The sequence below is a fragment of the Kribbella steppae genome (assembly GCF_004342025.1).
GTDB lineage: Bacteria > Actinomycetota > Actinomycetes > Propionibacteriales > Kribbellaceae > Kribbella > Kribbella steppae.
Genome location: NZ_SLWN01000012.1, coordinates 283,535 through 295,780, shown reverse-complemented (window position 1 = coordinate 295,780; position 12,246 = coordinate 283,535). Strand labels below are relative to the sequence as shown.

Annotated in this window: 9 protein-coding genes and 3 pseudogenes; 8 read left to right on the top strand and 4 right to left on the bottom strand. The window is 68.0% G+C overall.

The window, feature by feature from the left end:
* A partial coding sequence (locus EV652_RS32315; RefSeq protein WP_199238505.1) for a transposase occupies nucleotides 1-155 on the top strand: 155 nt, incomplete at its 5' end.
* Nucleotides 156-273: 118 nt separating this feature from the next.
* Here the strand turns inward: EV652_RS32315 and EV652_RS32310 are convergent.
* From EV652_RS32310 to EV652_RS32295, 4 genes are read right to left on the bottom strand one after another with little or no spacing between them, the layout of a single operon-like run.
* Complete coding sequence (locus tag EV652_RS32310; RefSeq protein ID WP_132213065.1) at nucleotides 274-696, bottom strand: TIGR03667 family PPOX class F420-dependent oxidoreductase; 423 nt, start codon at nucleotides 694-696, stop codon at nucleotides 274-276.
* A gap of 22 nt (nucleotides 697-718) precedes the next feature.
* Nucleotides 719-1,120 carry a CoA-binding protein gene (locus EV652_RS32305; protein WP_132213064.1) on the bottom strand — a complete coding sequence of 134 codons (402 nt, stop codon included), beginning with the start codon at nucleotides 1,118-1,120 and terminating at the stop codon, nucleotides 719-721.
* Between the two features lie 21 nt (nucleotides 1,121-1,141).
* The gene (locus EV652_RS32300; RefSeq protein ID WP_132213063.1) at nucleotides 1,142-1,795 is read right to left on the bottom strand and encodes a response regulator transcription factor; all 654 of its coding nucleotides are present in this window, start codon (nucleotides 1,793-1,795) and stop codon (nucleotides 1,142-1,144) included.
* Nucleotides 1,777-3,039 (bottom strand): sensor histidine kinase, encoded by a 1,263-nt coding sequence (locus EV652_RS32295; RefSeq protein WP_132213062.1) that lies wholly within the window; start codon nucleotides 3,037-3,039, stop codon nucleotides 1,777-1,779. The genes EV652_RS32300 and EV652_RS32295 overlap by 19 nt, the downstream gene beginning before the upstream one ends.
* Nucleotides 3,040-3,282: 243 nt before the next feature.
* On the opposite strand from EV652_RS32295, the gene EV652_RS32290 reads away from it, so the two are divergent.
* The 7 genes and pseudogenes from EV652_RS32290 to EV652_RS32270 all read left to right on the top strand — a co-directional run bounded on the left by EV652_RS32290 (nucleotide 3,283) and on the right by EV652_RS32270 (nucleotide 12,233).
* The gene (locus tag EV652_RS32290; RefSeq protein WP_132213061.1) at nucleotides 3,283-4,050 is read left to right on the top strand and encodes an ABC transporter ATP-binding protein; all 768 of its coding nucleotides are present in this window, start codon (nucleotides 3,283-3,285) and stop codon (nucleotides 4,048-4,050) included.
* Nucleotides 4,047-5,987 carry an FtsX-like permease family protein gene (locus EV652_RS32285; RefSeq protein WP_242002138.1) on the top strand — a complete coding sequence of 647 codons (1,941 nt, stop codon included), beginning with the start codon at nucleotides 4,047-4,049 and terminating at the stop codon, nucleotides 5,985-5,987. The genes EV652_RS32290 and EV652_RS32285 overlap by 4 nt, the downstream gene beginning before the upstream one ends.
* 134 nt (nucleotides 5,988-6,121) lie before the next feature.
* Nucleotides 6,122-6,685: pseudogene (locus EV652_RS46415) on the top strand (DNA gyrase subunit A); the annotation flags it as partial.
* A gap of 87 nt (nucleotides 6,686-6,772) precedes the next feature.
* Nucleotides 6,773-7,387 (top strand): annotated as a pseudogene (locus EV652_RS46410) (LAGLIDADG family homing endonuclease); the annotation flags it as partial.
* 237 nt (nucleotides 7,388-7,624) lie between these two features.
* A pseudogene (locus EV652_RS46405) lies at nucleotides 7,625-9,847 on the top strand (DNA gyrase subunit A); the annotation flags it as partial.
* 5 nt (nucleotides 9,848-9,852) lie between these two features.
* Complete coding sequence (locus tag EV652_RS32275) at nucleotides 9,853-10,563, top strand: LppX_LprAFG lipoprotein (RefSeq protein ID WP_132213059.1); 711 nt, start codon at nucleotides 9,853-9,855, stop codon at nucleotides 10,561-10,563.
* 14 nt (nucleotides 10,564-10,577) lie between these two features.
* Nucleotides 10,578-12,233, top strand: coding sequence for an MFS transporter (locus EV652_RS32270; RefSeq protein WP_132213058.1), 1,656 nt, complete (start codon nucleotides 10,578-10,580; stop codon nucleotides 12,231-12,233).
* Nucleotides 12,234-12,246: the final 13 nt, after the last annotated feature.

Sequence of the window (12,246 nt, the reverse complement as noted above, 5' to 3'; positions counted from 1 at the left end):
TGACCAACGCCCGCATCGAAGCCGTCAACACCAAGATCCGCCTCATCACCCGCATCGCCTACGGCTTCCACGACCCGCACGCCCTCATCGCCCTCATCGCCCTCGCCATGCTCACCCTCGGCGGCTACCGACCACCCCTCCCCGGCCGAAACTGACCCACACATCAGACAGGAGAGCCGGATAACCCCTCACCTCGCCCCTTCTCCCCTCGAATTTCAGAGGGAGAAGGGTTCATTTCAGGGGATCTCCGCTGAAATGGTCGGGCTGCCTCGGCTAGAAGCCGCGGAGTTTGTCGGGGGTGATGCGGACGAGCACGGAGTAGTCGGCGTGGAACTGGTCGTTCGTCATGCCCAGGTGGGCGATGTCCTCGCCGTACTTGTTGTTGTACGCCGCCAGCTCGTCACCGCTGATCGGGTTGTCGTCGATCACCGCCGTACCCGAGATCACCCCGACGTCGCCGCCGGTGTGGGTGGCGTTGAAGTTCAGCGCGACCCGCGGGTGGGCGGCGATGTTGCGCAGCTTGGCCTTGTCCGGCTGACTGGAGATCAGCAGATGGTCGCCGTACCAGAGGAACCAGACCGGGTTCGGCGCCGGCGTTCCGGACTTGCCGACGGTGGTCAGCCACAGCACCCGCTCGTCGTGCAGCTGCCGCGCGATCCGCTTGCCGAAGTCGGTGGACGCGTCGATCGAGATCATCAGAACCCTTCGGTGTCGATGGTCAGGACGGACCCAGACGGCCCCACTCGATCGCCGGGCAACGGTTCATCACCATGGTCAACCCAGCGGCCGTCGTCCGCGTGTAAGCGTCCGGATCCACTACATCCAGCTGGAACCACACCGCCTTCGCGTTGATTCCCACCGCCTGGTCCGCGATGTCACCGGCCAGCTCGGACCGGACGAACACATCGACGCAGTCCACCGGGAACGGGATGTCGGCGAGCGTGGCGTACCCCTGCTCGCCGTGCACCGTCTCCGCCGACGGATGCACCGGCACGATCCGCTTACCGTGCCCCTGCAGGAACCGCGCCACGCCGTACGCGGCCCGGCTGGTGTTGTTCGACAACCCGACCACGGCCCAGGTCTCGCAGTCCGCCAGGATTTTCCGGATGTCACTGTCCATAACCCGATCCTCCCTCGCGGTTCAACCGCGAAGGTAGGTGAGGACCGCGGATACCCGCCGATCGAGACCGTCGTCCAGCTGAAGCTTGGCGAAGATGTTGCCGACGTGCTTGCGTACGGCGGCCTCGCTGACGACCAACTGCTCGGCGATCGATGCGTTCACCCGGCCCTCCGCCATCAGCGCGAGCACCTCCAGCTCCCGCGGCGTGAGCGCCGACAGCGGCCCGTCGTTCCGCCGCCGCGCCAGCAACTGCCGGACCACTTCCGGATCCACCACGGTCCCGCCGTCGGCCACGCGGTCGAGTGACTCGAGGAACTCCGCGACATGCCCGACCCGGTCTTTCAGCAGGTACCCGATCCCGCCGGTCGTTGTCTCGAGCAACGTGGACAGATACGCGTCGGCGACGTACTGGGACAGCACCAGGATCCCGATCGACGGGAACTCCGCCCGGATCGCGGCCGCTGCCCGCAGGCCTTCATCACTGTGCCCGGGCGGCATCCGTACGTCGGTGATCACCACATCCGGCGGTTCCTTGCGTACGACGGCCAGCAGCGTGTCCGCATCGCCGACAGCGTCCCGCACTTCGTGACCGGCGCGGTCGAGGATGCTGGCCAGGCCCTCACGCAACAGCAGCGAGTCTTCGGCCAGCACGATGCTCAGTCGCCGAGTCGGCACGGGCACTCCATCCTCAATCGAGTCGGCCCACCGGGTGGGCTGTCGATGTCGAGTGTGCCTCCCAAGGCGTCCAACCGGGTCACCAGCCCGGTGAGTCCGGTACCGGCGCCCGTCCGAGCGCCGCCGACGCCGTCATCGGTGATCGTGATGACGAGTCGATCGCGCTCGACCCACCCGATCACCTCGCAGTTGGTCGCCTGTGCGTGCTTGGCGACGTTGGCCAACGCCTCGCTGACGACGAAGTACGCCGCGGCCTCGATCGGCGGCGGCAGTCGCGACGGCAGGGTCAGCTGAACGTTCACCGGCAGCGGACTCCGGTCCGCCACCTCCAGTACGGCCGCCTCCAGCCCGTGGTCGACGAGCACGCGCGGGTGGATCCCCCGGACTGCCTCCCGCAGGTCTGCCAGCGCAGCCTCGGCCTCGCTGTGCGCCTTCACGACGAGTCGCTTGCCTTCGCCGTCCGGCAGATCGAGTTCGGCCAGCCCGAGCGTCATCGTCAACCCGACCAGCCGCTGCTGTACGCCGTCGTGCAGATGCCGCTCGATCCGCACTCGCTCGGTCTCGAACGCATCCACCAGATCGAGCCGGGACCGGCGCAGCTCAGCCACGTTCCGCTGCAGCTCGTCCTGTCGCGGACCCAGCATCGCCTTCGCGAGCGCGGCCTCTGCACCGGCGAGAACGCCGATCAGATAGGAGCTCAGGGCATAGAAGACCGGGCCGAAGCACAGCAGGAAGATGAACCCTTCCTGCGCGCTGTCCAGGATCCACGGACCCATGCCCATCTCGTCGCCGTCGGCGATCACCGGCGCGGCCAGCGTGATGACGAGGACGGTCGCACTCACACCGGCGAACAGGGCACTCAGCGGCCAGACGAAGACGCCCAGCACGAACCCGTACCCGAGCGCCCGCAGCGACGCCTGCTCCCGCCGCCGGAATTTCAGCTTCTCCCGCCGCGACAGCGACTCCGGCATCTTCGCGTGCGGGCTGCTGATCCCGTCGATCAGCACCAGTCCGGCCCGCCACCGCTCGACCCGGCCGATCAGCACCCCGATCAGCGGGAACATGGTGATCAGCAGGATCCCGATCAGGATCGGGCTCAGCACCGCACTGGCCGCCGCCACGCCAAGGAGTACGCCGATGGTCACCACACCCACCGGCACCGAGGAGAACAGGTAGGCGTAGCTGCGCCAGGGCCAGGACGACACCAGGTAGCGCGGCGAGGCCATCGCCGCCCACACGGTCATGGGGCCTCCCGGCCTGGACTGAGGAGCGGAGGGAGCGTAGCGACTGGAGCGACGAGGGAAGGCCGGGAGGGAAAGCCCCATGACCGCGCCGGCGCCGAAGGCCCGGCCAAAAGCAGCGTCATAGGTCTCTCCACCTGGTCAACCCTAGGTCCGCGACGGCCTGCTGGACGGTAGCGTGCGCGCTACTCCAGGTCTCTTCCGTGGGCCAGGGTGGAAACCGGGCCTGAACGGTTGTCTGGTTCTATGACCGCTACCGCGCCGACCCACCCAAGCGTCGTACCCACTGAACCGCCGGCTCTGCTGCTGGACGGCATCACCAAGACCTACAGGTCCAAGGCCGGAGCGGTCGATGCGCTGCGAGGCGTGACGTACCACTTCCTGCGAGGCTCGTTCACCGCCGTGATGGGCCCGTCCGGCTCCGGCAAGTCCACACTGCTGCAGTGTGCGGCCGGACTCGACCAGCCCACCAACGGCACCGTCGTACTCGGCGGAGTGAGCCTGCATGGGCTCAACGAGGTCGCACTGACCAAGCTGCGCCGGAAAGAGATGGGGTTCGTCTTCCAGGCCTACAACCTGCTGCCGTCGCTCACCGTCTACGACAACGTCGCACTTCCCCTGCGGCTGACCGGCCGCCGCCCGAGCCGCAACGACGTACGTCGGGTGCTGGAGCAGGTAGGGCTGGAGGGCATGGCGAAGCGGCGTCCCGCGGAGCTGTCCGGTGGACAGCAGCAGCGGGTCGCAATCGCGCGGGCGCTGATCACCGAGCCATCGGTCTTCTTCGCCGACGAACCGACCGGTGCGCTGGACAGCGGGACTAGCCGGCAGGTGCTGTCTCTGTTGCGCGAGGCAACCGATCAGGCCGGGCAGACCGTGGTGATGGTCACCCACGACCCGGTCGCGGCCGCGTACGCCGAGCGGGTGCTGTTCCTCTCCGACGGCCTGATCGCAGGTCACCTCGACCGTGGTACGCCGGCCCAGATCGCCTCGGCGATGAGTTCGTTGGAGCGATGATGTTCTACCTCAGCCGTCAGACCGTCAGCCGTCATCGTTCGTTGTACGCCGGCTCGTTCATCGCGCTGGCCGTCGGGGTGTTCCTGCTCGGCCTCGCGGCCACCGCAACGGCAGCCACCATCGCCTACCGCGGCCCGCTGGCCGAAAGCATGACCGTGACGACGCTGGGCAGCTCAGACACCGCGCCTCAGCAGGTCCGGATCCCACTGTCCGACGCTGATGTCTCCGGGCTCCAGGTCGTGCTCAGCATGGTCGGCACGATCAGCGGGTTCATCACGATCTTCGTCATCGCCAGCACCTTCGCCTTCGCGGTCGCCTCGCGGCGCCAGGAGATCGGGCTGCTCCGCCTCATCGGCGCGACGCCGGGGCAGGTACGGCGGATGGTCCTCGGCGAAGCGTTCGTCGTCGCACTCGTGGCCTCGCTCACCGGTGCGGTGCTCGCCCAGTTGGCGACTCCCCTACTACTGAGCAAAGCGTCGTACACCGAGCTGGCACCGGTGAAGCTCGAGCCGGCCTCGCCGTGGGTGCCGCTGGCGATCGCGGTCGGCGCCGGACTGCTTGTGGCGATGCTCGGTGCTCGGTCGGCGGCGCGTCGCGCCGGGCGGGTAGGGCCGATCGACGCACTGCGGGAAGCCGCGCTGGAGCCGCCGCGGATCGGGCCGGTACGCGTCGTCTTCGGGCTGCTCTTCCTGGCCGGGTCGATCACGCTGCTGGCGCTGATCCGGCCGTCGACGGGCGAGGGCATGGTCCCGCTGGCGATGTTCACGCCGATGTTGCTGGTGATCGCGCTGACCCTGCTGTCGCCGCTGATCGTGCCGTGGATCGCCCGGTTGTGGGCGGTGCCGCTGACCGGGTGGACCCACGTGTCCGGACTGCTCGCCCGCAGCAACGTGGTTGCTGCTCCGCGCCGCAGCGCCTCACTCGCGGCGCCGATCCTGGCCATCTCGGCCATCGCAGGCTCGATGGTGCTCAGCCTCAGCTTCGCCGCCGACAGCGCCGAAGCGAGTATCCGCGACACCCTCCGCGCGCCGGTGGTCGTCACCGGTCCGGCCGACGTCGGCGCCGTCCCCGGGGTGGCCGTCGTGGATGCCGGGCTGCCGATCCAATTCGTCCGGATCGGCCAGGACGACGCCGAACTCGAGGACGCTGAAGGCATCGACCCGGCGATCGCCGCCCGCACTCGCGACCTGACCGCGCTCTCCGGGGACGTCAACCGGCTCACCGGCGACACTGTGGTCATCGGCAAGGAGAGGTCGGGCTTCGAGGGCTACCGGGTCGGGGACGAGATCCCGGTGACCTTCCTGGACCGGACCGAGGTCAAGCTGAAGGTCGTCGCGATCGTCAAGGACGCGTTCGGGGTGAACCCGTCGTTCCTGGTCCCCCTCGACCTGGCCCGCAAGCACGCTCCGACCGCCCAGCCGGACCGCCAGTTCGTCCTGCCCGCCGACGGGGTCGACGCGACCGCATTGGTGTCCAGGCTGCCGAACGCCGTACCGGCTGCTGAGTGGGAGGCGGAACAGGCCGCAGGGGTCCGGGAGGGCAACCGGTTCGGGCTGATCCTGCTCCTCGGTCCGGCCGCGCTCTACAGCGCCATCGCGATCGCCAACACGCTGCTGATGGGCAGCCTGCAGCGGCGGCACGAATTCATCACCTCGCGGCTGCTCGGGGCCACGCCTGCCCAGATCCGCCGGATGGTGCTGTGGGAGGCCTCCCTGGTCGGCGCTGTCGCGCTCAGTCTCGGTACGGCGATCACGGTCACGGTCGGGATCCTGCTCCGGCACGCCATGACGGACGGGCTGGCCGACGTACCGGTGACCGTGCCGTGGGGTGTGCTGCTGGGTATCGGCGGAGTCTGTCTGACCTTGGCGGTAGGGTCCGCTCTGGCCCCGACGACGTACATCCTCCGCCGGTCGCAGCCGTCGGCAGCAGTGGACTAGACCGGCTGCGACGACTGGTCCGGGACGGATGGCGGGTCGTGGCCGGGCAAACGGGGGTTCAGCAGGGACAATGGGCAACGGCGCCGGACCGTCGCGGCGCCGTACCGGTTTGATCGAGGAGTTCGTAGACCCGCATGGCACGCCGTATCAGCACCACCGCCGAGCCCGAGGACTTCGAGGAGCACATCCTTGACGTCGACGTGTCCGACGAGATGCGCACCAGCTACCTGGAGTACGCCTATTCGGTGATCTACTCCCGGGCGCTACCGGACGCGCGGGACGGACTGAAACCGGTCCAGCGACGGATCCTGTTCTCGATGGCGGAGAACAACATCCGTCCCGACCGCGGTCACGTGAAGTCGGCCCGCGTGGTCGGTGAAGTGATGGGTAAGTACCACCCGCACGGCGACGGCGCGATCTACGACGCCCTGGTCCGGACCGCGCAGCCGTGGTCGATGCGGGTCCCGCTGATCGACGGCCACGGAAACTTCGGCTCCCTCGACGACGGCCCGGCCGCGATGCGGTATTGCCTGACAGGCGACACCCGAGTGCGGCTCGCGGATGGCCGCTCCATCAAGATCGCCGATGTCGTGGACCTACCGGAGAACTCCGAGGCCGACACGGACCTGGAGGTGCTTGACAAGGACGGCAAGCCCGTTCGCGCCACCAAGCTCTTCAACTCCGGCGTACATCCCGTCAAGAGATTGGTGACAAAGAGCGGTCATGCGTTGCGCGGCAGCCATAACCACCCAGTGCTGTGTCTTGTGCCGGTCGCAGGTGTGCCGATGTTCCAATGGTTGCGCCTCGACGAGGTGACGTCCGGCACGGTTGTCTGCCTGGCTCGCAACGCGTGGACCACGGATGTTCCGATGGCGCACGAGATGATGCTGGGCACGCTGTTCGGCGCCTGGGTGTCCGAAGGATTCGCTTCCGCCGAGCGAGCCGGCTTCAACAACACTGACGAAGAGTACTTCCAGTACGTCATCACGGCGTACGACGCAATCGTGGGTGGCCCGCGGTATGTGTATTCGAGGAAGACCCGCCGATCGCAGCGCACGATCCACGAGCTCGACATCCAGAACCTCAGTGCCTTCCGTGAGAGCCCACTCGCTGACCTGATCGGTTTCAAGGCGGCAGACAAGCACGTCCCGGAAGCAGTGTGGCGCGGACCGGTCGGTCTGAAGCGTGCATTCCTCATGGCACTGTACGAAGGCGATGGCGGCATCCGTCGCGCCAACGACGCGTCGATGACGATTCAATACTCGACCTACAGTCAGGTCCTGGCAGCGGAATTGCAGGAACTCCTTCTCGAATTCGGCGTGCACAGCAACCTCACCCACTACAGCCGCGGTGAGTATCGCCTGGTTATCTCGGGCCAGCACAACATCCATGCTTTCGGCGAGCGGATCGGTTTCCTCGCTGCCAAACGTCACAAGCTCCACGAGCTCCTGCGGAATGCTCCTCGCTACACGCATCGCCTCACCCGAGACCGCGCACCGTACGTCGCGGACTACGTGCGCGATGCGCTCGGCCCAGGCAGAGGCACGGGTAAGAGTTGCCTGCTCAACCATAATTTCGACCGGGTCGAGCGTTGGCAGACCGACCGAAGCCTGCTTGTCACCAAGTTCAAGGATCCTGAGATTCTCGGCGTGGTCGCGCCGATCATGGACTCGGGCTATCGGTTCGTCGAGGTAGCCTCCGTCGAGGACTGCGCACCCGAGGCCGTCTACTCGCTACGGGTCGACAGCGCTGATCACTCATTCCTTGCTGGTGGGTTCGTCAACCACAACACCGAGTGCCGGATGGCGCCGCCCGCAGTGGCGATGACGCAGGGCCTGGACGAGAACGTCGTCGACTTCCGGCCGAACTACGACGGCCGGGAGGAAGAGCCGTCGGTGCTGCCGGCCGCCTTCCCGAACCTGCTGGTCAACGGCGCCGCCGGGATCGCGGTCGGGATGGCCACCAACATGGCCCCGCACAACCTGGTCGAGGTGATCCAGGCGCTGCGGCACCTGATCAAGACGCCGACCGCGGACCTGGACGACCTGATGCGGTTCATCCCGGGCCCGGACCTGCCGACCGGCGGCAAGATCGTCGGTCTGGAGGGCATCAAGGACGCCTACGCCACCGGCCGAGGCAGCTTCAAGATGCGCGCCACCGCCCGGATCGAGAACGTCACCCCGCGGCGCAAGGGCATCGTGGTCACCGAACTGCCGTACTCGGTCGGTCCGGAGAAGGTGATCGAGAAGATCAAGACCCTGGTCCAGTCCAAGAAGCTGCAGGGCATCGCCGACGTCAAGGACCTGACCGACCGGGCCCACGGCACCCAGCTGGTGATCGAGGTCAAGAACGGCTTCGTCCCCGAGGCGCTGCTGGAGCAGCTGTACAAGCTGACCCCGCTCGAGGACGCCTTCCACGTCAACGCGGTCTGCCTGGTCGACGGCCAGCCGCGCACCCTCGGCCTGAAGGAGCTGCTCGAGGTCTACCTCGGCCACCGGTACGACGTGGTCCGGCGGCGCAGCGAGTTCCGGCGGACGAAGGCCCAGGACCGGCTGCACATCGTCGACGGCCTGCTGATCGCGATCCTGGACATCGACGAGGTCATCCAGATCATCCGCAGCAGCGACGACGCCGCCGAGGCCCGCGGCCGGCTGATGGAGATCTACGACCTGACCGAGGTGCAGACCAACTACATCCTCGACATGCCGCTGCGCCGACTGACGAAGTACTCCAAGCTCGAACTGGAGACCGAGAAGGGCGAGCTGGAGCGCGAGATCGAGCGGCTGACCGCGATCCTCGAGGACGAGAACCTGCTCCGCAAGACGGTGTCGGAGGAACTGGCCGAGGTCGCCAAGACCTACGGCACGCCGCGGCGGACCGTGCTGCTGGAGTCGTCCGGCGCGACCAAGACCGCGGCCGTGCCGCTCGAGGTCAGCGACGACCCGTGCTGGGTGCTGATGAGCTCGACCGGGCTGCTCGCCCGGACGAACGGTGTCGAGCCGTTCGGCACCGGCGACACCCGGGCCAAGCACGACGCGATCGTGTCCGCGGTGAAGAGCACCGCCCGCGGCCAGTACGGCCTGATCACCAGCGCCGGCCGGCTGATCCGGCTCGAGTCGCTCGACCTCCCCGCCGTGCCGACGACCGCCAACGCGCCGAACCTGCAGGGTGGCGCGCCGGTGGCGGAGTTCGTGTCGCTGGAGCCCGGTGAGAAGGCGCTCGCGCTGACCACGATGGATCCCGACTCGATCGGCGTGGCTTTAGGTACGGCGGGTGGCGTGGTGAAGAGGGTCCTGCCCGACCATCTGAGCAACCGCGACGCGTGGGAGATCGTCCGGCTGAACGACGGCGACGAGGTGATCGGCGCGGTCGAGCTGACCACGGGCGACGAGGAACTGTGCTTCATCACGTCTGACGCGCAACTGCTGCACTTCCCGGCGTCGGTGGTGCGTCCGCAGGGCCGGACCGCGGGCGGTATGGCCGGTGTCCGGCTGGGCAAGGACGCGAAGGTCGTGTACTTCGGTGCCGTCGACAGCGGCCGCGACGCACAGGTCGTCACGATCGCGGGCTCCTCGTCCGCGCTGCCGGGGACCGAGGTCGGCGCGGTGAAGGTGACGCCGTTCAGCGAGTACCCGGGCAAGGGCCGCGGCACCGGTGGTGTGCGCTGTCAGCGGCTGCTCAAGGGTGAGGACGGGCTGCTGCTCGGATTCATCGGTGCGGCTCCGGTCCGGGCGAGTGCGAGCAGCGGTGCGCCGGTGGAGTTGCCGCCGATCGACCCGCGGCGCGACGGCTCCGGCGTGCCGGTGGCGCAACCCATCGCCGCCTGTGCTCCGGACAGTGTTAGTTACATGGCAGGCTGACCCCCATGAAGAGACTGCTCGCGCTCGGCGCGGTGCTGGTACTGGCGCTGGCGGGCTGCAGCGACGACAAGAAGGACACCGACGGCGGCAACGGTCAGTCGGGTGACGATCCGGTCGCGCTGCTGACAGCTGCCAAGCAGACCATCGACGACGCGGCCAGCGTGCACATCGTCCTGACCGGCCGGGACCTCCCGGAGGGCGCGCAGGCTCTGGCCAGCGGTGACGGGGTGGCGACGCACGCGCCGGCGTTCAAGGGCAAGCTGACCGTACGCACCGCGGGCTCGGCGATCGACGCCGAGGTGGTCGCGGTCGGCAGCAAGGTCTACGCGAAGCTGCCGTTCACGACGAGCTTCATCGAGCTGCCACCGGCCCAACTGGCCGCCCTCGGCGCACCCGACCCGGCGATCCTGCTGGACCCGGACAAGGGCCTGACCTCGGTGCTGCCGACGGTGAAGGACCCGCAGATCAAGGGTGAGACCCGGGACGGCGCCAAGGTGCTGACCGAGATCACCGGCACGATCCAGGGCAAGTCGCTGCAGGGCATCTTCCCGAAGGCCCCGGCCGACCAGGACTTCCCGAGCACGTTCAAGATCGACAAGGCCACCAAGCAGTTGGTGTCGGCAACGATCACCGGCCCGTTCTACGACGGCGCCACCAGCAGCTATGACGTGACCCTGGACAGGTACGGCGAACAGGTCGAGATCACCAAGCCGTGACCGGGGATCCGCCCGTGGCCAACCCGAGGGTTCGGCTCACACTCGCCTCGATCGCGGTCGCCTTCGCGGCTGCTGACACCTACGTCGTCGTCCTCGCCCTGCCGGACATGATGTCCGGGGTCGGGTTGTCGGCGGACGAATTGCAGCGGGCGGCGCCGATCATCTCCGGGTTCCTGCTCGGGTACATCGCCGTACTGCCGTTGATCGGGCGGATCGCCGACGTGGTCGGTCGTACGCCGGTCCTGATCGGGGCGTTGCTGCTGTTCGCGGTGGGGTCGCTGATCACCGCCGCGGCGTACGACTTGTCCCTGATAGTGATCGGGCGGTTCCTGCAGGGTGTCGGCGGTGGCGGGCTCGTGCCTGCCACGTTGGCGTTGGTCGCCGACCTGTGGCCGGCTGAGCGGCGTGGACTGCCGCTGGGTGTGGTCGGCGCGGTGCAGGAGCTCGGGTCGGTGCTCGGGCCGCTGCTGGGTGCTCTCGTGCTTGCGGTGGCGGACTGGCGGTACATCTTCTGGCTCAACCTCGTCGTCGCGCTCGTGCTCGCAGTACTGCTGCGCGGTCGTCGTCCACCACCGCTGTCGGCCGCCGTCGGCATCCTCGCCTGCCTCGCTCTCGGCCTCACGCTCACCGCACCCGAACGACTCGCGTCCGGTGTCACGCTCGGCCTTCCGTTCGTGCCGTTCTCCGGCGATTCGCGCCTGTTCACGCCGATCGGCGTCGTCACCGCCGTACTGCTGCTGCTCTGGATCGCGTTGATGCTCCGCAGGGCCCGGCTGCGGGAGATGCTCTCTCAGGTCGACCTCGTTGGCGCCCTGCTGCTCGCGCTGGCTCTGGCTGGTGTGGTGCTGGCGTTTGCCACCGCCGATCCCGAGCGCGAGTTGATGTCACCGGCCGGGCCGTGGTTGCTGGTCGGGGCCGCTGTGTTCGCGGTGGCCTTTGCGGTCTGGCAGCGGCGTACGACGCGGGCGATCGTGCCGCATGGATTGCTGAACGCCGCGCCGGCCTGGGGCTCGCTGGTGGTCAGCTTCCTCGTCGGTTGCGCGTTGATCGCGGCATTGGTCGACGTACCCGTGTTCGCGCGGACGACCCAGGGTGGCGGGCAGTTGGCCGCTGCGTTGGTGTTGCTGCGATTCCTCATCGCGTTGCCGGTTGGTGCGGTGGTTGGCGGGTGGCTGACCCGGCGCTATGGGCTGGGTTTGATCACCGGTGTCGGGCTGGCGTTGGCCGGGGCGATGTTCGTGGTGATGGCGTTCTGGAGTCGTGACGCGCTCGATCACTGGCCGGCGACCGTCGCACTGCTCGTGTGCGGGTTCGGGTTCGGGCTGGCGTTGTCGCCGGTCAACACGGCCATGCTCGGGTCCACTCCCCCGGACAGCCACGGCCTGGTGAGTGCACTGGTCGTGGTCGCCCGGATGGTGGGCATGCTCGTCGGCGTGTCCGCACTCACCGCGATCGGGCTACGCCGGTACTTCGCGATCGTCGACGACATTCCGTCACCGAACGAGCTGTGCCCGTCCGCGCCGGGTTCGTGCCGGCCGTTCGTCGACGCTTTGCGCGACGCAGCCGTTTCACAAGTTCACACAATCTTCGCCGGAGCCGCCGGATGCGCCTTCCTGGCCGCCGTAGTGGCCGTCCTGCTGCTCGGCCGACGTGGCGTTGTGCACAGATGATGGTCATCGTGCG